This is a genomic window from Arthrobacter sp. zg-Y844, from assembly GCF_024385465.1.
Taxonomy (GTDB): domain Bacteria; phylum Actinomycetota; class Actinomycetes; order Actinomycetales; family Micrococcaceae; genus Arthrobacter_B.
Genome location: NZ_JANFLS010000001.1, coordinates 513,834 through 537,687, shown reverse-complemented (window position 1 = coordinate 537,687; position 23,854 = coordinate 513,834). Strand labels below are relative to the sequence as shown.

23 protein-coding genes are annotated in these 23,854 nt (G+C 65.3%); 19 read left to right on the top strand and 4 right to left on the bottom strand.

Translation table 11 applies throughout. The features are described 5' to 3' along the window. Positions 1–46 precede the first annotated feature (46 nt). Entirely contained in the window at positions 47–1,477 is a 1,431-nt protein-coding gene (locus NNX35_RS02515) for a gamma-aminobutyraldehyde dehydrogenase (RefSeq protein ID WP_255866881.1), read from the top strand. Positions 1,478–1,527: 50 nt separating this feature from the next. Beyond that, entirely contained in the window at positions 1,528–2,883 is a 1,356-nt protein-coding gene (gene gabT / locus NNX35_RS02510) for a 4-aminobutyrate--2-oxoglutarate transaminase (protein WP_255866880.1), read from the top strand. Positions 2,884–2,914: 31 nt separating this feature from the next. Here gabT and NNX35_RS16030 read toward each other — a convergent pair whose 3' ends face one another. Both NNX35_RS16030 and rarD read right to left on the bottom strand, forming a co-directional pair. After that, entirely contained in the window at positions 2,915–4,765 is a 1,851-nt protein-coding gene (locus NNX35_RS16030) for an HNH endonuclease signature motif containing protein (protein WP_304661033.1), read from the bottom strand. Positions 4,766–5,072: 307 nt separating this feature from the next. Next, positions 5,073–6,182, bottom strand: coding sequence for an EamA family transporter RarD (gene rarD / locus NNX35_RS02495; RefSeq protein ID WP_255866879.1), 1,110 nt, complete (start codon positions 6,180–6,182; stop codon positions 5,073–5,075). A 153-nt stretch (positions 6,183–6,335) separates the two neighbouring features. Between rarD and NNX35_RS02490 the strand changes: the two genes are divergently transcribed. The 10 genes from NNX35_RS02490 (at position 6,336) to NNX35_RS02445 (ending at position 16,239) form a co-directional block, all read left to right on the top strand. Beyond that, the gene (locus NNX35_RS02490; RefSeq protein ID WP_229950156.1) at positions 6,336–7,757 is read left to right on the top strand and encodes an FAD-dependent oxidoreductase; all 1,422 of its coding nucleotides are present in this window, start codon (positions 6,336–6,338) and stop codon (positions 7,755–7,757) included. A gap of 162 nt (positions 7,758–7,919) precedes the next feature. Then, positions 7,920–9,284 carry a GAF domain-containing protein gene (locus NNX35_RS02485; protein ID WP_255866877.1) on the top strand — a complete coding sequence of 455 codons (1,365 nt, stop codon included), beginning with the start codon at positions 7,920–7,922 and terminating at the stop codon, positions 9,282–9,284. 100 nt (positions 9,285–9,384) lie between these two features. Beyond that, positions 9,385–10,908, top strand: coding sequence for an aldehyde dehydrogenase family protein (locus NNX35_RS02480; RefSeq protein WP_255764959.1), 1,524 nt, complete (start codon positions 9,385–9,387; stop codon positions 10,906–10,908). An 82-nt stretch (positions 10,909–10,990) separates the two neighbouring features. Next, a complete protein-coding gene (adhP, locus tag NNX35_RS02475) occupies positions 10,991–12,010 on the top strand; it encodes an alcohol dehydrogenase AdhP (RefSeq protein WP_255764958.1) in 1,020 nt (339 codons plus the stop codon). Continuing rightward, a complete protein-coding gene (locus NNX35_RS02470; RefSeq protein ID WP_255764957.1) occupies positions 12,010–12,405 on the top strand; it encodes a DUF779 domain-containing protein in 396 nt (131 codons plus the stop codon). The genes adhP and NNX35_RS02470 overlap by 1 nt, the downstream gene beginning before the upstream one ends. Positions 12,406–12,507: 102 nt before the next feature. Next, positions 12,508–12,873 (top strand): hypothetical protein, encoded by a 366-nt coding sequence (locus NNX35_RS02465; protein WP_255764956.1) that lies wholly within the window; start codon positions 12,508–12,510, stop codon positions 12,871–12,873. Positions 12,874–13,029: 156 nt separating this feature from the next. Continuing rightward, positions 13,030–13,599: a TetR/AcrR family transcriptional regulator gene (locus NNX35_RS02460; RefSeq protein ID WP_255866876.1), complete on the top strand. Its 570-nt coding sequence runs from the start codon at positions 13,030–13,032 to the stop codon at positions 13,597–13,599. Between the two features lie 271 nt (positions 13,600–13,870). Beyond that, positions 13,871–14,170: a DUF4193 domain-containing protein gene (locus NNX35_RS02455; RefSeq protein ID WP_146360892.1), complete on the top strand. Its 300-nt coding sequence runs from the start codon at positions 13,871–13,873 to the stop codon at positions 14,168–14,170. A gap of 80 nt (positions 14,171–14,250) precedes the next feature. Continuing rightward, positions 14,251–14,904, top strand: coding sequence for an NTP transferase domain-containing protein (locus NNX35_RS02450; protein ID WP_255862606.1), 654 nt, complete (start codon positions 14,251–14,253; stop codon positions 14,902–14,904). 144 nt (positions 14,905–15,048) lie between these two features. Next, entirely contained in the window at positions 15,049–16,239 is a 1,191-nt protein-coding gene (locus tag NNX35_RS02445; RefSeq protein ID WP_255764953.1) for a TerC family protein, read from the top strand. A gap of 133 nt (positions 16,240–16,372) precedes the next feature. Here NNX35_RS02445 and NNX35_RS02440 read toward each other — a convergent pair whose 3' ends face one another. Further along, entirely contained in the window at positions 16,373–16,996 is a 624-nt protein-coding gene (locus NNX35_RS02440) for a hypothetical protein (RefSeq protein WP_255866875.1), read from the bottom strand. An 89-nt stretch (positions 16,997–17,085) separates the two neighbouring features. Between NNX35_RS02440 and NNX35_RS02435 the strand changes: the two genes are divergently transcribed. Then, positions 17,086–17,862 (top strand): glycosyltransferase family A protein, encoded by a 777-nt coding sequence (locus NNX35_RS02435; RefSeq protein ID WP_255866874.1) that lies wholly within the window; start codon positions 17,086–17,088, stop codon positions 17,860–17,862. Positions 17,863–17,955: 93 nt separating this feature from the next. Here NNX35_RS02435 and idi read toward each other — a convergent pair whose 3' ends face one another. Beyond that, on the bottom strand, positions 17,956–18,477 hold the full coding sequence (idi, locus tag NNX35_RS02430) for an isopentenyl-diphosphate Delta-isomerase (RefSeq protein ID WP_255866873.1): 522 nt from the start codon (positions 18,475–18,477) through the stop codon (positions 17,956–17,958). A 35-nt stretch (positions 18,478–18,512) separates the two neighbouring features. On the opposite strand from idi, the gene NNX35_RS02425 reads away from it, so the two are divergent. Genes NNX35_RS02425 through NNX35_RS02400 form a run of 6 tightly spaced genes read left to right on the top strand, consistent with a single transcriptional unit; the run spans position 18,513 to position 23,818 of the window. Next, on the top strand, positions 18,513–19,580 hold the full coding sequence (locus tag NNX35_RS02425; RefSeq protein WP_255866872.1) for a polyprenyl synthetase family protein: 1,068 nt from the start codon (positions 18,513–18,515) through the stop codon (positions 19,578–19,580). A 3-nt stretch (positions 19,581–19,583) separates the two neighbouring features. Further along, positions 19,584–20,519 (top strand): squalene/phytoene synthase family protein, encoded by a 936-nt coding sequence (locus NNX35_RS02420; RefSeq protein ID WP_255866871.1) that lies wholly within the window; start codon positions 19,584–19,586, stop codon positions 20,517–20,519. 2 nt (positions 20,520–20,521) lie between these two features. Continuing rightward, a complete protein-coding gene (gene crtI, locus NNX35_RS02415; RefSeq protein WP_255867300.1) occupies positions 20,522–22,201 on the top strand; it encodes a phytoene desaturase family protein in 1,680 nt (559 codons plus the stop codon). After that, the gene (locus NNX35_RS02410; RefSeq protein ID WP_255866870.1) at positions 22,201–22,593 is read left to right on the top strand and encodes a lycopene cyclase domain-containing protein; all 393 of its coding nucleotides are present in this window, start codon (positions 22,201–22,203) and stop codon (positions 22,591–22,593) included. The genes crtI and NNX35_RS02410 overlap by 1 nt, the downstream gene beginning before the upstream one ends. Then, positions 22,590–22,934 (top strand): lycopene cyclase domain-containing protein, encoded by a 345-nt coding sequence (locus NNX35_RS02405; protein WP_255866869.1) that lies wholly within the window; start codon positions 22,590–22,592, stop codon positions 22,932–22,934. Before NNX35_RS02410 ends, NNX35_RS02405 begins: the two co-directional genes overlap by 4 nt. A 35-nt stretch (positions 22,935–22,969) precedes the next feature. Next, on the top strand, positions 22,970–23,818 hold the full coding sequence (locus tag NNX35_RS02400; protein ID WP_255867299.1) for a prenyltransferase: 849 nt from the start codon (positions 22,970–22,972) through the stop codon (positions 23,816–23,818). The last annotated feature ends 36 nt before the right edge of the window (positions 23,819–23,854 follow it).

Sequence of the window (23,854 nt, the reverse complement as noted above, 5' to 3'; positions counted from 1 at the left end):
TGGGGTAATCGAATACGCACCCGCCCGCCCCGAAAGGACGTCCGGCATGGCTGAGACACTGCAGAACTTCATTAACGGCGAGTTTGTCCCGTCCCGCGGAACCGAGGTGCTGGATGTCGTGAATCCCACCAACGGCGAAGTGGTTGCCGTGTCGCCCATATCCGTGCAGGCGGACGTCGACGCAGCAATGGACGCAGCCGCGGCGGCGTTCCGTACGTGGAAGCGCACCACTCCCAGCGAACGCCAGCGCATGCTGCTTCGTCTGGCGGATGCTTTTGAGGCCCATTCCGACGAATTGGTGGAAGCACAGCACCGCAATACGGGTCAGGTTCGCTCATTGATTGCCGCAGAAGAAGTGGCCGTCGGGGCGGATCAGCTCCGCTTCTTTGCGGGTGCGGCCCGGCTTCTGGAGGGAAAATCCGCCGGCGAGTACATGGAAGGCTTTACCTCCTTCATCCGCCGCGAGCCGATCGGCGTCGTCGCCCAAGTGGCTCCGTGGAACTACCCGCTGCTGATGGCGGTCTGGAAGATCGGTCCGGCGCTTGCCGCGGGAAACACGGTGGTGCTCAAGCCCTCCGACACCACCCCCGAATCCACCTTGGTTCTGGCCCGTCTTGCGGCGGACATCTTCCCTGCCGGCGTGTTCAACGTAGTGCTGGGCACGGGTGCTACCGGTGAGCTGATGGTTGAACACCCCGTGCCCGGCCTGGTTTCCATCACGGGGTCCGTGCGGGCAGGCATCGCCGTGGCCTCCGGTGCGGCGAAGACCCTCAAGCGGGCCCACCTGGAACTGGGAGGCAAGGCACCCGCAGTCGTATTTGCAGACGCAGACCTGGACCGGACCGCCACGGCCATTGCCGAATTTGCGTTCTTTAATGCCGGCCAGGACTGCACTGCCATCACCCGCGTCCTGGTGGAGGATTCCGTGCATGATGCACTGGTGGACAAGCTGGTGGCTGCTGCCAAGGAGTTGAAGACCGGCAGCGACAACGACGAGGAAAACTACTTCGGTCCGCTGAACAACATCAACCACTTCAACGCCGTGAATGCCGTGATTGAAGCTCTGCCCGCGCATTGCCGTGTGGAGACCGGCGGACGGAGGGCAGGGTCCAAGGGCTTCTTCTTCGAACCCACCGTCATCACCGGTGCCCGCCAAGACGACGACGTGGTGCAGAAGGAAACCTTCGGCCCGGTCATCACCGTGCAGAAGTTCGACAACGAGGAGCAGGCCGTGGAAATGGCCAACGACGTCGAATACGCCCTTGCCTCCAGCGTCTGGACCACGAACCACGGCCGGGCCATGCGCCTGTCGCGGGATCTGGATTTCGGAGCCGTCTGGATCAACACGCACATCATGCTCACCGCCGAGATGCCGCACGGAGGCTTCAAGAGTTCCGGTTACGGCAAGGACCTCTCCATGTACGGCGTGGAGGACTACACCCGCATCAAGCACGTGATGAGTGCGCTGGACGCCTAGCCCGGCATCCGAACCCTGTTCCTCACGCAGTACTTCCGAAAGGCAATCCCATGAGCATCTCCGTCACCACCCCGAGTTACCGCATCGAACAGCGACGCCGGATTACCGGCACTTTCCCGGGCCCGAAGTCTGCGGCGCTGGAGGCGCGGCGTGCTGCAGTTGTTGCGAAGGGCGTTGCCTCGAGCATTCCCGTGTATGCCGCTGACGCCGACGGCGGCATCATCGTGGACGTGGACGGCAATGCCTTCACTGACCTGGGCTCGGGCATCGCCGTGACCAGCGTGGGTGCCTCCGATCCAGCCGTTGTCGCCGCCGTGCAGGAACAAGTGGAGCACTTCACGCACACGTGCTTCATGGTGACGCCCTACGAGGGGTATGTGGCCGTTGCCGAACGTCTTGCTGCCGTGACTCCGGGGGACTTCGAAAAACGGACCGTGCTGTTCAACTCCGGTGCCGAAGCGGTGGAGAACGCCGTGAAGATTGCCCGCTCGGCTACCGGGCGCGACGCAGTGGTCGCTTTCGACCACGCGTACCACGGCCGCACCAACCTCACCATGGGTTTGACGGCCAAGGCCATGCCTTACAAGACAGGGTTCGGACCGTTCGCTCCGGAGATCTACCGGATGCCCATGAGTTATCCGTTCCGTGAAGAGAATCCGGACCTTACCGGCGTGGAGGCTGCGGACCGGGCCATCCTGGCCATCGAGAAGCAGATCGGTGCGGACCAGCTTGCCGCGCTCCTCATTGAACCGATTCAGGGTGAGGGCGGATTTATTGTTCCTGCGGAGGGATTCCTGCCGCGGCTCGCGGAGTGGGCGCAGGCCAACGGCGTGGTCTTCATCGCGGACGAGGTGCAGTCCGGCTTCTGCCGTACGGGCGAATGGTTTGCGGTACAGCACGAGGGGGTAGTTCCTGACCTCATCACCATGGCCAAGGGGATTGCCGGAGGGCTGCCGCTTTCGGCCGTCACGGGACGCGCGGAATTGCTCGACGCTGTCCACCCCGGGGGTCTGGGAGGTACATATGGCGGCAACCCCGTGGCCTGCGCAGCTGCGCTGGCGGCGATGGACACCATGGTTTCGCAGGACCTGGCCGGTCGGGCCCGGCACATCGAGGAGCTTGTGCTGCCCCGGCTGCAGTCACTTGCAGTGGAAGGCGGCGTCGTTGGCGATGTCCGCGGACGCGGTGCCATGCTCGCGATGGAATTCGTTCGCCCCGGATCTAAGACGCCCGACGCCGAGGCGGCGAAGGCTATCGCGGCAGCCTGCCTGCAGGAGGGTGTCATTGTGCTGACCTGCGGAACCTACGGGAACGTTATTCGGCTGCTGCCGCCGCTGACCATTGACGATGAGCTCCTGCTTGATGCACTTGAGGTTCTGGAGGCCGCCGTCCGCGCCCGGAGCTGATGCCGTCACGGAAGGTCCTTGCGGTGAGGCGTCAGGTTCCGTTTAGGGTTCCGCCGGAGGCTGGGAAACCAGGGTGGAAGTAGGTGTTCCGCAGCGGTCTGCGCTCCGGATCCACGTAAGCCGGCGGCCGGAACCAGGGAATGCCTGCCTGCATTGATACGGGCCAGTTGCCCTGATGGATCAAGTGGTGGTGGAAGGAACACAGCAGCACCCCGTTTCCGATGCTGGTGTCTCCGCCCCGCTCCCAGAAAGTGACATGGTGCGCTTCGGTCCAAGGTCCCGGAACTGTACATCCGGGGAAAGCGCAGCCTCGGTCGCGGGCGTGGAGGGCCTTCCTCAGGTGGGGAGGGAAGAGTCTTGCCGCCCGGCCCAGGTCCAGCACCTGTCCCTTGGATCCCAGGACTACCGGAATCAGGTCCGCGTCGCAGGCTATGCGCCGGACAGTCCGGGTGTCGATTGGTCCGGAGAAGGCAGCGATGCCAGGCGACGGAGAACGTGATGTTTCGGTGTTCCTGTTATCCGGACCATTGGCGGAATGCGGTTCGTCTGGGCGATCCCCGCGGATCGTGCGGTTCCTCGCGTCCGGCTCGCCCGTTGCGTTCGTCAGCCCCAGCAAGAGGGCGTCGTGACTGATAGTGACCATAACTTGGGGACGCAGCCCTCCGGAAGCGGGCAGGCCCCCGGAAGCCAGGGCAGCGCGGACAGCGGCGAGCAGCCCCTCCAAGAGCAGTTGCGGGCGGGTGGGCCTGGGCAGCCGGTCAAGGATATGGGGGTGCGGAGGTGAATCCTGTCCCGCTGCTGCCGGTGTAAAAGCTCCCTCAGCGGGAATGTGGCGCTCGGGCTGAGTGCTGCCGGGTTTGGTCGCGCGGTCCGGATTGGTCGCAGGGCGGGGTTCTGTCGCGCAGCCCGGTGATGTCGCGCAGCCCGGTTCGGTCGCACTGCCGGCTGATGTCGCGCAGCCTGGCTCGGTCGGACCGCCGGGTTCTGTCGCGCAGCCTGGCTCAGTCACACTGCCGGGTTCTGTCGCGCAGCCTGGCTCGGTCGGACCGCCGGGTTCTGTCATGTGGGCTGGTTCCGGTGTGCCGCGGTTGGTACCGTCCTGGCCGTTCACCCGCGGGTTGGAGGCGCTGTTCATCAGGGTGGTGAGCGCCTCGTGCTGTTCGTCGGTGCAGTAAATGTGGAGATGGTTCAGTCCATTTCGGCGCCGTCCCGGGAAGATCCCTTGGAAACGGACGAGCTCTTCCTCGCTGGGTGGCCGGTCCTGGTCCAGCAAGGCGGTCCAGTGTTTCGCCGTACGGACGAGAAAATCATGGTCCTGATGGGAGCCGATATCAGTGAGCTGCTTTTCCATGGCGTCGAGAGCCTGTGGTTCCATCCGCGGAAGCGCTTCTTCCAACGCATGTGCGATCACATCCGCAGCAGTTGCAGCGAGAGCGGCATCAGCACATGCCTCAGCTAACCGCGGATACGCGGGTGGGCGACTCCCGCCTGTGACAGTGCTCGTGGGAAGGACAGCCGAACCGAGTGCCAGCCGGCGGCGCGCTTCGGCGCGTGAGATCCGAAGGCGGGCTCGCATGAAGTCCGGAGTACTCCGGAACTCCCGCAGGCCGCCCTCGCCAAACGTCTGAGCGGGTCTCTGCCGATCGATGGCCGCGGCTGCGACCAGCTTCAGGTAGTCCGTAACGCGTGAAATACCCTCAACGGCCGCAGCGAAATCCACCGCGTCCTGAAAACCTGGAAGATCCCAGGCCTCAGTCGCGTCTCCACAGAGGTCACGGGCTTCCGCGACAAGCGATTCGGCACGCTGCATCAGGCTCACACCTGTTGTAGCGACGGACAATTCCGCCGGTAGCTGCAACTCGCTCAAAGTTTCCGAAGCCATGCATCAAGGCTGCCGGAGTGGAGCGACTGATGGTCCGGTAGGCCCCCGCGTTGGGGACAACGATCAAGACGCGCTGTCCAGGGCGAAGCGGGGGAGGACTAGTCGGCAGACCGCCCCTAACCTCGCCAGACGGCCTCTAACAACGCAACCGCGCGGATAACCTCGCCAGACCGCCCCTAACCACACAGACCGCCCCTAACCACACAGTCCGCCCCTAACCACACAGTCCGCCGGAGCAGGCCCGATCGGGGTGGTTCGGGACGGCCGGGTGGGCGTGGTTAGGACATCTGCTTCGCTGAACTAACCCCTAGACAGCCGCCGCAGCACGCAGCCGCCGGTTGCGGCGGGGTCCGCCGATCATGTCGACCGTCAGCATCACCAGCGCAAGCCAGACGAGGCCGAAGCCCGCCCAGCGCTCGGGCGGCATCGCTTCCTTGAACACGGTCAGCGCCAGGATGAATTGCAGGGTAGGCGCCAGATACTGCAGCAGTCCCACAGTGGACAGCGGCAGGCGGCGTGCAGCCGCCCCGAAGAAGATCAGCGGCACGGCAGTGATGATGCCGGACGCGACCAGAAGCCAGAGATGCCCGGCCCCGTTGGTAGTCAGCGTGGCCGCTCCGGTCACCGAAAGCCAGATCATCACGCCGACTGCGATAGGTGTGAGCACAGCCGTTTCAATCGTCAGGCTGGAAACTGCGTCAACACGCGAGCCGATGCCCTTCTTGACCAAGCCGTAGAACCCGAAGCTGAAGGCCAGGGCCAAAGCCACCCAAGGCACGGTTCCGTACGCAAAGGCCAGGACCAGAACGGCAATGAAGCCCACTGCCATGGCGGCCCACTGGAGCGGACGCAGTATTTCCTTGAGCACCAGCACGCCGAGCAGGACCGACACGATCGGATTAATGAAGTAGCCCAACGCTGCTTCCACTGCGTGTTCGTTCAACACGGCCCAGGAATACGTCAGCCAGTTCACGGCGATCAACAGGGCGGCGCCCGCCAGGGTTCCTACTGTGCGGGGGTTCCGTCCGGCGGCAAGCATCGGCTTCCAGGCCCGCATGACGGTGAGCAGGATCGCGCAGAACACCAGTGACCAGACAACGCGGTTGGCAACGATTTCCACCGCACCGGCCGGCTTGAGGACCATGAAATAGAGCGGAAGCAGACCCCAGAGCCCGTACGCGCCAATTCCGAAGAGGATGCCGGGAAGGTTCTCGCGTCCCGTCCCGGCAGGCCCGGACGACGACGGCCCGGACGACGACGGAGCAGCGGACTGGTCCGGCGCACCTGGCGCCCCGGACGAACCGGCGGTCGCACCGGCGGACGGGCCCCCGGACAGGCCGGAGGACGCGTCGGCGCCCTCGCCGGGCATGGCGGTACGGACGCCGCGGCGGGCGGGGACAGGCTTTGAGAAAGGCACGCAGGGCTTAACGCGCCTGCACCCGTGCGTATTCCCAAGGCGTCCCGCAGCCGTTTTTTCGAGCCGTTTAGACGGTGGCGAACCCGGCATTTAGAATAAATAACTGTGTGTTAATTGCGCACCCAGAAGCTCAGAAGAGAAGAAGGACTATCAGTGACTAACCCTGCCGCGGACAGCGCCCAGCGTCCTTTGAGGGTCGCCATTATCGGCGCAGGCCCCGCCGGTGTTTACGCCGCCGACATCCTTACCAAAGCCGATCGGGACTTCGAGGTCAGCATTGACCTCTTCGACCAGTACCCCGCGCCCTACGGGCTCATCCGCTACGGTGTGGCTCCCGACCATCCCCGGATCAAGGGCATCGTCAATGCCCTGCACAAGGTGCTGGACCGCGGGGACATCCGATTCCTGGGCAACGTCAACTACGGCCGCGACCTGACGCTGGCAGACTTCCGGCACTTCTATGACGCCATCATCTTTGCCACGGGCGCCATCAAGGACGCCCCGCTGAACGTGCCCGGCGTCGATCTGGAAGGCTCCTTCGGCGGTGCGGAATTCGTGTCCTGGTATGACGGGCATCCGGACGTGCCGCGCGAATGGCCGCTGGACGCCAAGGAAGTTGCAGTGATCGGCAACGGCAACGTGGCCCTCGACGTCGCCCGCATCCTTTCCAAGCACGCCGATGACCTGCTCACCACGGAAATCCCGACCAACGTCTACGAGGGCCTGAAGAAGTCCCCGGTCACCGATGTGCACATCTTCGGCCGCCGCGGACCGGCGCAGGTGAAGTTCACGCCGCTGGAACTGCGTGAACTCTCGCATTCGCGCGACGTCGATATTGTCCTGTACCCCGAGGACTTCGAATTCGACGAAGGCTCCGACGAGCAGATCCGCACCAACAACCAGACCAAGACCATGGTCAACACCCTCACCAACTGGCTGGTGGAGGAGCAGGACACCGGAGCTTCCCGCCGCCTGCACCTGCACTTCCTGCACAGCCCCGTGGAGATCTATGACGATCCCGCTGATCCGGGCAAGGTCGCCGGCATGAAGTTCGAGCGTACCGAGCTGGACGGCACCGGGAACGTCCGCGGCACCGGCGAGATTGTCGATTACCCGGTCCAGGCCGTTTACCGGGCCATCGGGTACTTCGGCTCCGAGCTGCCCGAAGTGGGCTATGACGAGCAGCGCGGCGTGATCCCCAACGAGGGCGGCCGCGTCATCAACGAAGACGGCGCTCCGGTGCCGGGCATCTACACCACCGGTTGGATCAAGCGCGGCCCCGTGGGCCTGATCGGCCACACCAAGGGCGACGCGCTGGAGACCATCGGCTTCCTGCTCGAGGACCGGCTGAACCTGCCGGCCGCCACGCACCCGGACCCGTCGTCGATCATTGAGCTGTTGGAAGAGCGCGGCGTCAAGTACACCACCTGGGAAGGCTGGCTGAAACTGGATGCCTATGAGCGCAGCCTCGGCGCCTCCTACATCCACCCCGACCCGCTGACCGGCGAACTCGTCCGTGAGCGTGTCAAGGTGGTCGACCGCGAGGAAATGACCCGCATCTCCCGCGGCGAGTAGTCGTAAGCAGCACCCTGCAGTTCCTCTGGCCTCCGCCGGTCCGCGCATGGGAGCATATCCAGCAAGGTGTGTTCCCTACCGGACAACGTCCATTCCGAGACGTTGTCCGTTTATCAGCGTGGATAGGCGGGGGCCGTGCGCATTGCGGCGCGAAATGAAGGTTTGGCCCAGAACGGGCAGTCCGGTGTCCTGCCGCGGATACCGGCGGACGCGCTGCTTCGCAACGCCCTCCGGGCCCACGAGTCGCTCGGTGCCGGCAGCGGCTGGCTGGACCGGCTTAGGCCTTCCATCCGGGAGTCCTGGCAGCGTTCGCTGCAGCACCACTCGGACCCGGACGTTTCGCGTCCCGAGTTGGTGTTCGACGACGCCGCCCTGGACCGTTACCGTGCCGCGCATCCGCTCGCTGCCGTGATGCCGGTAATCCGACGCCTGCTCGTGGAGCCCGGAGAGGACTCCGGGCTGTTGGTGGCCGTAGGCGACGAACTGGGCCGCCTGCTGTGGGTCGACGGCGATGCTGCCCTGCGCCGCCGCGCGGAAGGCATGCTGTTTCTGCCCGGCGCGGATTGGTCCGAACGAACGGTCGGCACCAGTGCGCCCGGAACCGCCCTCGCCACAGGGGCCGACGTGCAGATCGCCGGACCGGAGCATTTCAGCCGGCTTGTGCACTCCTGGAGCTGCACCGCCGTGCCCGTGCATGACCCGGACACCGGTTCCGTGCTGGGCGTCGTGGACGTCACCGGCGGCCCCGAAGCCGTCGCTCCGCATACGCTCGCCCTTGTCCGGGCAGCTGTCGCAGCCGCCGAAGCCCGGCTCCAGGTCCAGCGGCTGCAGGCCCGCCGGGATACCCGTAACGGATCATCCACCGCCTCCGGAGCTCCGCTGCGCCGTCGTACCCGCCGGAAGCCCCCGCAGCCTGTCCCCGACTCCACGGAAAGCCTGGAGCTGCTCGGCCGGGACCGGGCCGTCCTGCATATCAACGGCAGGTCGGTGGAACTCAGTTCCCGCCACGGCGAACTGCTGGCCGTGCTGGCACTGCACCCGGGCGGGCTGACGGCAGAGGAACTGGCCTCCCTTGCCTACCCCGACGGCGGGCAGGCAGGCACGGTGCGCGCCGAGATGCTGCGGCTGCGCAACCTCATGGAAGGCGTGGCCGCCGGAACCGAGCCGCTGGTGCCGCGCTCCCGCCCCTACCGCCTGGCCCGTCCGCTCGAAGTGGACGCCGCACAGGTCCTGCGGTTCCTGGAACACGGCGCCTACCGGTTGGCCCTGCGGAGGTACGGCGGACCGGTGCTGCCGCGTTCGGAGGCGCCCGCCGTCATCCGGCTGCGGACCGAGGTCTCTGCCGTACTGCGCCAGGCCATGCTGTCCGACGCCGGTGCAGACACCCTGCTCCAGTACCTGCACCTGCCGGAGGCAGAGCACGACGCCGAGGCCTGGCAGCTTGCCCTGCGCGTGCTTCCGCCGCGCTCGCCCCGCAGGGCCGCCGTCATCGCCGCCCTGGAACGGATCGAACGGGACCTGGCCTGAAGGCACAAACCTTTCGTTGCAACCTGCTTGCAACGTTGCGCTCCGTAGCCTCGGGGATGTCCGCAACCGACACCGACGTCGAACGCACAAGGAGCGCAACATGACCGTTTACGCACAGCCAGGCACCGAAGGCTCGAAAGTCACCTTCAAACCGCGCTATGACAACTGGATCGGCGGCGAATGGGTGGCCCCGGTCAAGGGGGAGTACTTCGAGAACATTTCGCCGATCAACGGCCGGGCATTCTGCGAAGTGGCCCGCGGTACATCGGCTGACATCGATCTCGCGCTGGACGCCGCGCACAAGGCCGCCGGGGCCTGGGGCAAGACTGCGGTAGCCGAACGGGCCCTGGTCCTGACCCGCATCGCGGACCGGATCGAAGCCAACCTCGAAATGCTCGCCGTCGCCGAAACCTGGGACAACGGCAAACCGATCCGGGAAGTCCTGGCCGCCGACCTGCCGCTGGCCGTCGACCACTTCCGCTACTTCGCCGGAGCCATCCGCGCCCAGGAGGGCGGCATCTCCCAGATCGACGACAACACCACCTCGTACCACTTCCACGAGCCGCTGGGAGTAGTGGGACAGATCATTCCGTGGAACTTCCCCATCCTGATGGCCGTCTGGAAACTGGCTCCGGCGCTGGCGGCAGGCAACGCCATCGTGCTGAAACCCGCCGAGCAGACGCCGACGTCGATCCTGGTCCTGATGGAACTCATCGCGGACCTGCTGCCGGCTGGCGTGCTGAACGTGGTGAACGGCTTCGGGGTGGAAGCCGGCAAGCCCCTGGCATCCTCGAACCGGATCCGGAAGATCGCCTTCACCGGTGAGACCACCACGGGCCGGCTGATCATGCAGTACGCCAGCCAGAACCTGATTCCGGTGACCCTCGAGCTGGGCGGCAAGAGCCCGAATATCTTCTTCGCCGACGTCGCCGCCGCCGATGACTCGTTCTACGACAAGGCGCTCGAAGGCTTCAACATGTTCGCCCTGAACCAGGGCGAGGTCTGCACCTGCCCGTCCCGTGCACTGGTCCAGGACTCCATGTATGACTCCTTCATGGCGGACGCACTGGCCCGCACGGCACAGATGATCCAGGGCAATCCCCTCGATACCAACACCATGGTGGGCGCCCAGGCGTCCAACGACCAGTTGGAGAAGATCCTCTCCTACCTGGATATCGGCAAGCAGGAGGGTGCACGGGTCCTCGCCGGAGGCGAGCGGGCCCACTTCGACGGCGACCTTGCCGGCGGCTTCTACGTCCAGCCCACCGTTTTCGAGGGCACCAACAACATGCGCATCTTCCAGGAGGAAATCTTCGGTCCGGTGGTTTCCGTGACCCGGTTCTCCGACTACGGGGAGGCCATGGCCATTGCCAATGACACGCTGTACGGCCTTGGTGCCGGTGTCTGGTCCCGGGACGGCAACACCGCCTACCGGGCAGGACGCGATATCCAGGCCGGCCGGGTATGGGTGAACAATTACCACGCCTATCCTGCCCATTCCGCTTTCGGCGGCTACAAGTCCTCCGGCATCGGCCGCGAGAACCATGCCATGATGCTGGACCACTACCAGCAGACCAAGAACCTGCTGGTCAGCTACGCGGAAAACAAGCAGGGGTTCTTCTAAGCGGCCCGCGGACCTGCCTAGGCTTGGGTGTCACTCGCTTTCCACTGGAATTACCCTAAACCGCTGACAGAACGAGGACCCCATGGCAAGCATGCAGGCAGCAGTAGTGAACCAACTCGGTGAAGGCCTCTCCATCGAGGAAATGGCGGTGCTTGAACCAGGTCCGGGCCAGGCGCTCGTCAAGCTGGTGGCGACTGGTGTATGCCATACGGACCTCCATGCCGCAGACGGTGACTGGCCCGTGAAGCCGACTCCGCCGTTCATCCCCGGCCATGAGGGGGTGGGGGAAGTGGTGCAGGTCGGTGAAGGGGTTACCGACCTGCACCCGGGCGACATGGTGGGCAACGCCTGGCTCGCCTACGCCTGCGGTGTGTGCGAGTACTGCCGGACCGGCTGGGAAACCCTGTGTGAGCAGCAGAAGAACAGTGGTTACTCCGTGGACGGCTCCTTCGGCCAGTACATGCTGGTGGATGCGCGTTTTGCGGCGCGCATCCCTGACGGGGCCGATCCGCAGGAAATCGCTCCGGTCCTCTGCGCAGGCGTCACGGTCTACAAAGGACTGAAAGTCAGCGAGGCACGGCCCGGTCAGTGGGTCGTTATCTCCGGCATAGGCGGTCTGGGACACGTGGCAGTGCAGTACGCCATTGCCATGGGACTGCGCGTCGCCGCCGTGGATATCGCAGATGACAAGCTGGAGCTGGCCACGAGGTACGGAGCCGAGGTTGTGGTCAATGCGAGCAACGAGGACCCGGCCGAGGTTATCCAGGAAAAGACCGGCGGTGCGCACGCAATACTGGTCACCGCGGTGCATCCGACAGCCTTCGCACAGGCCATCGGCATGGCCCGGCGCGGCGGGACGATTGTCTTTGTCGGGTTGCCGCCGGGGGACTTCCCGGCCCCGATCTTTGACACCGTGCTCAAGGGCCTCACCATCCGGGGGTCGATCGTGGGTACCCGCCAGGACCTGGCGGAGGCAATCGACTTCTACGACCGCGGACTGATCCACCCCAACATCACCGTCCGCAGCCTGGAAGAGATTAATGACGTGATGACTGAACTCCGAGAAGGCCGTGTTGATGGCCGTGTGGTGATTGGATACTGATGGATTCTTCGCTTGCTTCTCCGCTGGAAGCGGCTGCCGCACTGCCCGGGGAGACGTTCTCCCGGGTGGCGCTGACGCCGCAGGCGCAGGCCCTGCTGCTGCGGCTGCGGCCCATCCACGGTGCGCTGATGTTCCACCAGTCCGGAGGCTGCTGTGACGGGTCCTCGCCCATGTGCTTTCCGAAGGGGGAGTTTCTCACTTCAGATGCCGACGTCCTTCTGGGAGTCTTCGACCTGGCAGGTGAGGAACTGGAGTTCTGGATGTCGCGTGAGCAGTTTGAGTACTGGAAGCACACCCATCTGACCGTGGATGTCGTCTCCGGACGGGGAAGTGGGTTTTCCGTGGAAGCACCTGAGGGTAAACGCTTCCTTATCCGGTCCCGTCTGCTTGACTAGGATCCAAATAGTAAGCTGACTGTTGAACCTGCCGTTTTGAACGGTAGGGTGCAGTGGACGGAACTTATCAAGGCCCCGTGAGGGCAGGAGAAGAGGAAGACCATGGTAAAGAAGTTTGTATTTCTGGCGGGCGCGGGTATTGGCTACCTGGTTGGCTCCAAGGGCGGCCGCGAAAAGCTGATGCAGCTTTGGAATGACCCGAAGGTGCAGGAAACCGTTTCCCACGGCACCGACTGGGCGAAGGAAAAGGCCCCGGGCCTGCAGGACAAGGTTACGGGCGTCGCCAAGGATGCCGCCTCCAAGGTCACCGGTTCCAGCAGTGGATCCGGCTCTTCCGGCAGCACCGGATCCGGTTCCACCGGGTCCTCCACGGGTTCTTCCGCGGCCGGCAGCACGGGAACCAATGGTTCCTACACCTCCGGCGGCGAGCAGAAGATGTCTCCGGCCGAACCGCAGCCTGAGGCATAACCGCAAAGAGCAAGAGAAGCACCGGACAGGCAGGCGAAAACCTGTTTGTCCGGTGCTTTTTCGTTCCCCTTGCCCGTCGTGCAAAGTTGCACTTAGTGTATTGGCGTGGCAGCAGGAGAAACAGCCGCCCCCTCACGGCGGGAACAAAACAAATCGGTGACACGCGCAGCCATCGCCGCGGCTGCCCTCAGCCTGGTCCGCAGTAACGGCCCGGGCAATTTCACGGTGGACGACATCGCGGAGCGGGCCGGCGTCTCGCGCAGGACCTTCTTCAACTATTTTTCCAGTATTGAAGCGTCGCTTACGGTGGCCATGGAAGGATTCCTGGAAACCGTGCTGGGCCACTTCGAGTCCCGTCCGCAGACCGAGAACATCGTGGAGTCCATGCTGGAGGCCCTGACCGCCCCGGCGGACCCTGAGCGGCTGGCGGTGACTGCCGAGCTCTACGCCATTGCCCAGGACAACCCGGAAATGATGCGGTTCCAGCTGGAGGCCTGGAACCGGGCGGAACAGCGCATCGTCGCTTCCATCCGGCAGCGGTTGGGCGATGCCGCCGATCCGTTCTACAGCTCCTGCCTGGTGGGTTCAGTGCTGACCTGCGGGCGAAGCGCCTTTGCCCAGTGGGAACGGCGCACACAGGGCGTTATTACCCCGGAGTCACTTAAGCTGCTGGAAGAGCTGTTTGCCGAAGCGATTGGCTTCCTCCGCCACGGATTCAACCGTTAACAAGTCCCGCCGAAAAAGCGGAACCAGCACGGATGGACGCACGTTGGGTAGGAAAGGGTGCGCGGGGGACCGCATAATGGACCCGCGGACGGCTTCCCGGCACAACGCGCACTTTCGGCGTCCGCGGGGCGGACGCCCAAGGTCCGGAGAAAGAAAAACGGCAGCCGAACGGCCGATGGGAATAGTACGAGACCGTACAACCGTTATGTTCGGCTAGTATCGAGTGCCCCGGAAACAACATAACTACGGATTTGGAGTGTGAGCCGAGAATATGGCTACAGATTATGACGCGCCGCGCAAGACTGAGGAAGAAGCCGGCCCGGCTTCTATCGAAGAGCTTCAGGCACGGCGCAGTGACAAGCAGTCTGCCGTAGTTGACGTGGATGAAACCGAGGCAGCTGAAGGATTCGAACTGCCCGGCGCAGACCTGTCCGGTGAAGAACTGCTCGTCCGCGTAGTGCCGCCGCAGGAAGACGAGTTCACCTGCAACTCCTGCTTCCTGGTCCGCCACCGCTCCCAGCTGGCCGTCGAAAAGAACGGTCTGGCCTACTGCAAGGACTGTGAAGGCTAATAACCCGAAACCTCAGCCGTCGCACCACCTAGGGTGCGGCGGCTGCCTGTTTAAGTCCGGACCGGAGTGGGGACAGACCAATGATCGGAACGACGACGGCGGTCCTGCTGGCTGCCGGTGCCGGCAGACGCCTCGGCCGCGGACCGAAGGCGCTGCTGCCTTTCCGCGGGCGGCCCCTGATCGAGCATCAGGTCGCGGTGCTCCTGGCCGGCGGGTGTACCCACGTGGTCGCGGTGCTGGGCGCCGGTAGCGCTGACATTTTGGCCTCAGCTCGGCTGCAGGATGCTGCACCGGTCGTGAATCCGCAGTGGGAGCTGGGAATGGGCACCAGTTACCGTTGCGGGATTTTGGCGGCACTGGCCCGGGAACCGGAGACCTCGGTCCTAGTGGCCCTGGTCGACCAGCCCGGATTGACTCCTGCCGTGGTCTCCCGCGTCCTCGCCGCGGGGCAGCCCGGCAGGATCACCGCCGCCGGCTACCGGGCGCCGGATGGGAAGTTGCGGCGCGGACACCCCGTTCTGCTCGATGCTTCCCTGGCCGCGCGCAGCTTGGAACCGGAGGCAAGCTATGCAGGGGCTGAACCTGCGGGAGAAAGGAGGCCGGGAGCCAATCCGGATTCCGGGGCCCGTGCGTTCCTCGCCGCCCATCCGGAGCTCCTGCATGTCGTGGACTGTACCGATCTGGCCGACGGGCGGGACGTGGACTGCGATGCGGACCTGGCCCTGTTAGACTGAGGGCTTCGTAGGGGAGTATCCCAGAACGCAGATATCCGTCAACACGTGGAGCACCGACGCTCCGCCGGGTTCAGCGGCCAGCCAGTCCATGGTGGCGGGAGAGACCTATGCTCCTTTGGCATACCCTACGAAAGCAGAGATTCCATGACTGTTTCCCCCTTGGTCTGGGGAGTGACCATCGCGGTCATCCTGGCCCTTTTGGCCTTTGATTACTTCTTCCACATCCGCAAGGCGCACATCCCTACGCTGAAGGAAGCGGCCATTTGGTCCTCCATTTACGTAGGCCTGGCCTTGATTTTCGGCGGTGTTGTCTGGGTCCTTGGTGGAACCCAGATGGGCACCGAGTACTTCGCCGGATACATCACCGAGAAAGCGCTTTCGGTGGACAACCTGTTTGTCTTCCTGATCATCATGGCGAGCTTCCGGGTTCCGCGTGAAGACCAGCAGAAGGTCCTCCTCTTCGGCATCGTCTTCTCCCTGATTGCCCGTACCGCGTTCATCCTTCTCGGCGCCGCGCTGATCAACTCCTTCTCCTGGGTCTTCTACATCTTCGGCCTGATCCTGCTGATCACCGCGGGCAACCTGCTCAAGCCTGAAAGCACGGAGGGCGACGACGAAGCCAATAACTTCATCATTCGGCTCGCCCGCAAAATCTTCCACACGTCGGACACATACGACGGCGACAAGCTCTTCACCATGGAGAACGGCAAGCGCGTCCTCACCCCGATGCTGCTGGTGATGGTGGCCATCGGCGGCACCGACATCCTCTTCGCGCTCGATTCCATCCCCGCGATCTTCGGCCTGACGCAGAATGTCTTCATTGTCTTCACCGCCACGGCGTTCTCCCTGATGGGCCTGCGCCAGCTCTACTTCCTCATTGACGGACTGCTGGACCGCCTGATCTACCTCAGCTACGGCCTGGCAACCATCCTGGCGTTCATCGGCGTCAAGCTTGTCCTGCACGCCCTGCATGAGAACACCCTGCCGTTCATCAACGGCGGCGAGCACGTTCCGGTTATCGAGATCACCACCGGCCTCTCGCTCTCCGTCATTGTGGGCGTCCTGCTGGTGACCGTTGTTGCGTCCCTGGTCAGCCCGGCCGGCAAGGCCATGACCGCCGTGAACAACGCGCGGCGCCATGCGGATTCCTACCTGGACCTCTCCTACACCGCCGATCCTGCAGAGCGGGAACGGGTCTACAAGGCCCTGTGCGATGAGGAACAGGACATCCTGAAGATGGACCTCAAGTACCGCAACAAGGTCAAGGACATAGAAGAGATCCGCGAAACCGTAGCCCGCGCCCACAGCGAGCACGAGCGGTACCTCTCCCGCTAGCGAGAACAGCCGGCGGTGATCCGCCGGCAGTGCAGGGCATTCCGGGCAGCACAGCTGCCCGGAATGCCCTTCGCAGTTAAGCCCGGATGCGCCGGGCCACAGCCTGTTCTGCCAGCAGCCGCGCGATCCCGGGCTAGCGGTGGGCGCGGTGCGGCAGCGGGGCATTCGGCCGCGCTCCGGACCGGCGGACCGCAAAACCCAGGCACAGGCCGGCCGCCAACGCGCCCAGCCCTCCGGCGGCCAGATCTCCCATGGTGTCCGCGTACCCGACGTTGATGCTTGCATCCACGTACGTGTGGCCCCACCACTCACCGATTTCCCAGAGCACACTCATCCCCAATCCCAACGCCAGCACCAGCAGGGGAACCACCACGGGGAGCGAGGGGGAGTGACGGTGCGGGCGCTGGACGGCAGGTACTGCGCCGAACTGCACCAGCAGGAAATAGGCCATCACGGCCAGCGCACCTGTGGTGGCAAAGTGGATGGCGAGATCCCACCAGGAGATGCGGGCGTAGAGGTCTGCCACGCTGCTCCACGCCGCGGCCAGCAGCACCACGCCGTAGGCGGCGTCGAAACCAGGGAAGACCGCCAGGGCACGGGAGACCAGAAGTCCCAGCAGCACCAGCAGGAACAGAGCCGTTTCCACCGGTCCGAGCAGTACCAGCGCCGTCAGGACACTCAGCACTCCCAGTGCACGTACCGTGTCGGCAAGGTATGCCTGCCGGGACTCGGGCGGGCGGAGCAGCGCATCGATCATTCTCATACGGTAGCCCGGCACCACTGACCGAGGCAGTGGGCACCGGAAACGGGCCGGGAGAACCAGTGGCTCCACGCTAAACTCAGCCCATGCCTTCTGAGCTTCCGGCAGTTGCCGTGGTCATCCCGTGCCGCAATGATGCCGCCCTCCTGGAAGCGTGTCTGGAGTCCCTGGCCGGACAGAGCCTGCAGCCACGGGAAATAGTGGTGGTGGACAACAACAGCAGCGATGCCAGCGCGGAGGTTGCCCGGCGGTTCGGCGCCCGCGTGGTTTTCGAACCGGCTGCGGGAATCCCTGCCGCTGCCGGTGCCGGGTACGACGCCGCTGCTCAGGGCCTCGACGCGGACGCCATTATTGCGAGATGTGACGCCGATTGCGTCCTGCCCCCGGACTGGATTGCGCGCATAGCTGAAGCCTTCGCTGCCGACCCGCAGCTGGAAGTGCTTAGCGGTCCCGGTGTTTTCTACGGGATGCCCCGCCTCCCGGCGCTGCTGCTCTCCCGGTTGTATCTGGGGTCCTATTACCTGGCCATGGGTTCAGCTTTGGCCCACTGGCCGTTTTTCGGCTCGAACCTGGCTCTGCGTGCCGGAACCTGGCAAGCGGTCAGCGGCGAGGTGCATAGGAACGATGCGCAGATGCACGACGACGTCTGCCTCAGCTTCCATCTCGGCCAAGGCCGTCGCTGCCGCCGGGATCCGCACCTGACCGTGGGAATGGCGCCGCGGGCGGTGCAAAGCCGGGCAAACGTGGCCCTGCGCTTTCGCAGGGCCTTCCACACCCTGTCCGGCCACTGGCCCCAGGAATACCCCTGGGTCCGCTGGGCCCGGAGGTTCGCGGGCAGCAAAACCGCCGCACCGGCAAACTGAGCGCCTGCCGCGCAGCAGGCCGAACCCATACCGTCAGGCAGCACGCACACACAGCCAGGCCGACCCCACACCGCCAGGCAGGCCGGACCGGATCTAGGGGTAGAGCAGCGGCAGCTGCAGCACCAGCCAGGGACTGAACGCCCAAGGCGTCAGCCGAACCGCCGGAACAAGCTGCGCCGGATCCGCCCACTCCCAGTCCATGACCTCGTCCGGTGCCGGGACCGGATCGGCGTCGGCCACGGCCGTGTAAACGGGGCAGATCTCATGCTCGACAATCCCCGAGGCATCCACGGCACGGTAGCGGAAATCCGGCAGCCGCAGCGTCAGGTCCCGCACCTCGAGCCCCAGCTCGCGCCGGGCGCGCCGGTCCACGGCGTCCTCCGTAGCTTCTCCTGGACCGGGATGGCCGCAGAAGGAATTCGTCCAGACTCCCGGCCAGGTCAGCTTGGACATCGCCCGGCGGGTAACCAGCAATTCGCCGCGGGTATTGAAGACGTGGGTGGAGAACGCCAGATGCAGCGGCGTGTCAGTGGTGTGCACGGCGGCCTTGTCGCGGGTGCCCACGGGACGGCCGTCATTGTCTACCAGAACCACGCGTTCTGAGCCGTCTGTCATTTCTTCCCCTAGTCCCATACGTGTTTACTTTACCTATGCAGATGCACCCCCCGCTCGACCTGTCTATCGGCCAGGACTTGGTCGAGACCGTTCTGAACCGGTTTTACGAGCGGGCAAAAGACCGCGCGGCCAAACTGGGTCCCGGCTACCTCTCACTGTGGCAGGCACTGGAAAACTCGACCGCCGGAGGCAAACGGGTGCGCCCGCGCATCCTCTTGACGGCTTACCTGAACCTCGGCGGTACCGACACGGCGGCAGCGGCCAGGGTAGGCGCCGCTTTCGAACTGCTGCATACGGCCCTGATCGTGCACGACGACGTCATCGACCTGGATTTCACCCGCCGCGGCCACGAAAACGTCTCCGGCGTCTATCGGGGGCTGGCCGCCGCCGCAGGCGTTGAAACAGGTGCCGCACGGCACCGCGGGCTCTCCGCCGGGGTCATTGCAGGGGACCTGGCCTTGACCGGCGCATTCCGCATGCTGGACAGTGCCGAGGTGGACACCGGCATCCGGTTACGGCTGGCCGAGATCCTGGACGAGGCCGTCTTCGCATCCGCCGGCGGAGAGCTGATCGACGTCGACCTTTCCTTCCATCCGGATGCCCCGCCGATCTCCGAAATCCTGCACATGGAGCGGCTCAAGACCGCCGTCTACTCCTTCGAAGCGCCGCTGCAGGCCGGGGCGGTGCTTGCCGGGGCATCGAACGACGTCGTTACCACCCTCGGCCTCTACGGCCGGGACATCGGGATTGCCTACCAGGTGGTGGATGACCTGCTGGGGGTTTTCGGCACGGAGAGCGCCACGGGCAAGTCCAGTTTTTCGGATCTGCGCGAGGGAAAGCGGACGGTGCTGGTTTCCTATGTGGCACAGAAGCCGGAATGGGCAGAACTCTCGGGCCTGATCGGCAACCCCGAGCTGACCGCCCGTGATGCCGCCCGCGCCCGGGAACTGCTGGTTTCCTCCGGTGCCCGGGACCATGCGCAGCAGCTGGTGCGGGAATATGCAGACCGGGCCCGCCAGCACCTGGACTGCCCCGCGGTCACCCCCGGGCTGCGCGCCGCCCTGTCGACAGTGGTTGACGACGCCGTGAACAGGGGACGGTAGTCCGTGCCAGCTGAGCAGGGCCTGCCCCTTTATAACGCCGTTGCGCGCCGGACTTCGGCCGTGCTGATCCGGTCCTATTCGACGTCCTTCGGGCTGGCCTCCCGGCTGCTGCCGGCCCGGACGCGCCTGCAGATTGAAACCATCTACGCGCTGGTCCGGCTGGCGGACGAGATTGTCGACGGCGTGGCGGCGGCCGCACTGGTGCCCCGTACGGAGATCGGCGGGCTCCTCGATGAGCTGGAGGCGGACACGGAACGTGCCCTGCGCACCGGCTACAGCGTCAATCTGGTGGTCCATGCGTTCGCACTGACGGCGAGGGAAACCGGCATCGGAACGGACCTCACCCGCCCGTTCTTCGCCTCGATGCGCGCGGACCTGGACCAGATGGAACACACCGAGGCCAGCTTCAACGAGTATGTCTACGGCTCCGCCGAGGTGATCGGGCTGATGTGCCTGCAGTGTTTCCTCGACGGAGTTCCGCTGCCCGATGACCAGGCCAAGCGGCTGCACGAGGGCGCCCAACGGCTGGGGGCGGCCTTCCAGAAGGTCAACTTCCTGCGGGATCTTGCGCAGGACTTCGAGACCCTGGGACGCAGCTATTTCCCGGGCGTCACCGTGGCAGCGTTCAGTGAGGCGGACAAGCACCGGATCCTGGCCGGCATCGATGCTGACCTGCTGGTTTCGGGTGCCGCGGTGGCGGAGCTGCCGGCAAACTGCAGGGCCGCCGTCGCACTGGCCCAGGACCTGTTCGGTGAATTGGCCCGCAGGCTCCGGAACACTCCCGCCGAACAGCTGCGGACCACCAGGGTGCGCGTCCCGAACCCCGTGAAGGTCCGCATCGCAACGCGTGCGGTTCTGACCCGCCGGGTCGCCGGTCCTGTCGGGCTCCGGCACGACGGCGGAAACCAAGCTGTCCCGGGAAACGAAAGGCAACCATGAGAATGCGTCCGCGCACCGCCGTCGTAATCGGCGGCGGGATCACGGGACTGGCCACCGCGGCACTGCTGTCGCGGGAAGGCCTGGAGGTCACGGTGCTGGAGAAGCAGCCGGAGACCGGGGGACGGGCCGGCAGCTGGGAGACCGGAGGGTTCCGCTTTGACACGGGGCCGTCCTGGTACCTCATGCCCGAGGTCTTCGACCACTTCTTTCGGCTGCTGGGCACCACCGCTGCCGAACAGCTGGAGCTGGTCCGGCTGGATCCGGGGTACCGGGTGTTCTTCGAGGACACCGCAGAACCGGTGGACGTGGCCGCCACCCGGGACGGCAACATTGCGTTGTTCGAGTCGCTGGAACCCGGTGCCGGAGCCCGGCTCGAGGAATACCTGGAGTCCGCCGAAGAGGTCTATGCGATGGCCAAGAAGCGGTTCCTGTATACAACGTTTGCCTCGTTCCTGCCGCTGCTGCGCCCCGATGTCCTGCGCAGCGGCCCCCGGCTGGCCAGGCTGCTGCTGGAACCGCTGAGCACCTTCGTTGCCCGGCGTTTCACGGATCCGCGGATCCGGCAGATCCTGGGCTACCCGGCCGTTTTCCTGGGCTCCTCGCCGTTCACCACGCCCAGCATGTACCACCTGATGAGCCGGCTGGACCTGGCGGACGGGGTGCTTTATCCCATGGGCGGCTTCCACCGGATATCCTCGGTCATTTCCGACCTGGCGCGTGCAGAGGGCAGCCGGGTCATCACCGGTGCCGAGGTCACCAGGATCCGTACGTCCGCGCAGGACAACCCCACGGGCGGCCGGGCCCGCTTCCCGCGGGGCAAGCCCCGCGCCGTGGGCGTGGAGTACCGGGATGCCGGCGGCTCGCTGCTGTCGCTGGATGCGGACCTGGTGGTTTCTGCAGCGGATCTGCACCACACCGAGACCACCCTCCTGCCCCCGGCACTGCAGACCTATCCGGAGGAATACTGGGAGCACCGGGTCCCCGGCCCCGGCGGGCTGCTGCTGCATCTCGGAGTGGAGGGGAAACTGCCGCAGCTGGAACACCACACCCTGCTGTTCACCCGGGACTGGGAAGCCAACTTCGAGAAGATCTTCGGCCAGGAGACCTCCGTGCCGGATCCGGCCTCCCTGTACGTCTGCCGTCCGAGCGCGACAGACCGCGACGCCGCGCCGGAAGGACATGAAAACCTGTTTGTGCTGGTGCCGGTACCTTCGGATCCGTCGCTGGGAGCCGGCGGGATCGACGGCGCAGGGGATCCCCGGATCGAGAAGATGGCCGACGCCGTCATCGAGCAGCTTTCGTCCTGGGCCGGCATTCCCGATCTGGCCGAACGCATCATCATCCGCCGCACCGTGGGACCGCAGGACTTCGTTGCCGACCTCAATTCCTGGCGCGGAACCCTGCTGGGACCGGCGCACATCCTGAAGCAAAGCGCGTTCTTCCGCGGAACGAACGCCAGCCGGAAGGTGGAGGGGCTGCTTTACGCCGGCGGGTCCACCCTGCCGGGCATCGGCCTGCCCATGTGCCTGATCAGTGCGGAGCTCGTGCTCAAGCGGCTGCGCGGGGAAACGGGCACCGAGGCGCTGCCGGAGCCCGCTCCGTGGTCCGCGCAGGTGCCGTCCGGCCAGCTGTCCGAAGAACAGCCCGCGGCCCCGCAGCCGTCCGCTGAGGCGGGGGCGTAATGGGCGTCCTGTACCTGCTTTTCCTGCTGCTGTCCCTGGGCTGCATGGTGCTCCTCGACCACCGGTTCCGGCTGTTCTTCTTCGCCGACGCACGTAGGGCGGCAGCAGTGCTGGCCATCGGGGTGCTGTTCTTCACCGGCTGGGACCTGGCCGGCATCGGCTCCGACATCTTCTACCGCGGCGAGACCCCCTTTATGCTCGGCCTGACCTTGGCACCGCACCTGCCCGTGGAGGAGATCTTTTTCCTCGCCTTCCTTTGCTACCTGACCATGGTGCTCTTCGGCCTGGTGCGCCTGGTCGCAGCCCGGACCGGCGCACGGGCCGCCGCACGAAACACCGACCGGGCCGGCGGACCCCCGGCCCGCAGGCCGAGCGAGAGGACCCGGCCGTGACCTACTGGACCCTCAATGCCCTCTTCCTCGTACCGGCAGCCCTGATCTGCGCAGCCGCCCTGCTGGGCCGGAACCGCCGGCGGCACTTCGCAGCCGCGGCGGCCGTCACCGCCGTCGTCCTGTTGGCCCTGACCGCCGTCTTCGACAACCTCATGATCCGCGTGGGCCTGTTTTGGTACAACGAGGACCGCATATCCGGAGCCTTTGCCGGCGCTGCGCCGCTGGAGGATTTCGCCTACCCGCTGGCGGCCGTGCTGCTGCTGCCGGCGCTCTGGGCGCTGCTGCCAGGACGCGCCCCCGCGCCCGGAGGCGTCCAGCCGAACACGAAGGAAACACCGTGAGCCCCGCCGCCACCTCGACCGCGGGAACCCTGCGGATGCTGCTGGTGTCTTCGCGGCCGCTCTCCTGGGTGAACACTGCGTATCCGTTTGCCGCCGCCTATCTGCTCACCACCGGGCAGATAGACCTGACCTGGGTCATCGGTACGCTGTACTTCCTGGTTCCCTACAACCTGGCGATGTACGGCATCAATGACGTCTTCGACTACGAGTCGGACCTGCACAATCCGCGCAAGGGGGGAGTGGAAGGCGCCGTCCTGGACCGCGGTTTCCACCGCATCACGTTGTGGGCAGCGGCCATCACCAACGTGCCGTTCCTCGGGGCCTTGATCCTGCTGGGAAGCCCGCTGTCCTGGCTGGTGATGGCAGTCAGCGTCTTTGCAGTGATTGCGTACAGCGCACCCGGACTGCGGTTCAAGGAACGCCCCTTCCTGGATTCCATGACCTCGAGCACCCACTTTGTCAGCCCTGCAGTGTACGGGCTGGTCCTTGCCGGCGCGGTGTTCACTCCGGGGCTCTGGGCAGTCCTGGGGGCGTTCTTCCTCTGGGGCATGGCCAGCCAGGCCTTCGGTGCGGTGCAGGACGTGGTGCCGGACCGGGAAGGGGGGATCGGATCCATTGCCACGGTGCTGGGGGCGCGGCCGGTGGTATGGCTTGCCGCCGCTGCGTATCTCGCCGCCGGCCTGCTGATGCTGCTGACTCCCTGGCCGGCGATGCTGGGCGGGCTGCTGGCCCTGCCCTACATCCTCAACCTGGTGCCGTTCCTGCGGATCACCGATGCCGGGTCCGGTGCGGCGAATGCCGGCTGGAAACGGTTCCTGAAGCTGAACTTCCTCACCGGTTTCCTGGTGACGCTGCTGATCATCTGGTACTGGCCTACCCGGTAGGAGGCAGGACTAGGAGGCAGGACATACAGCAGCGGC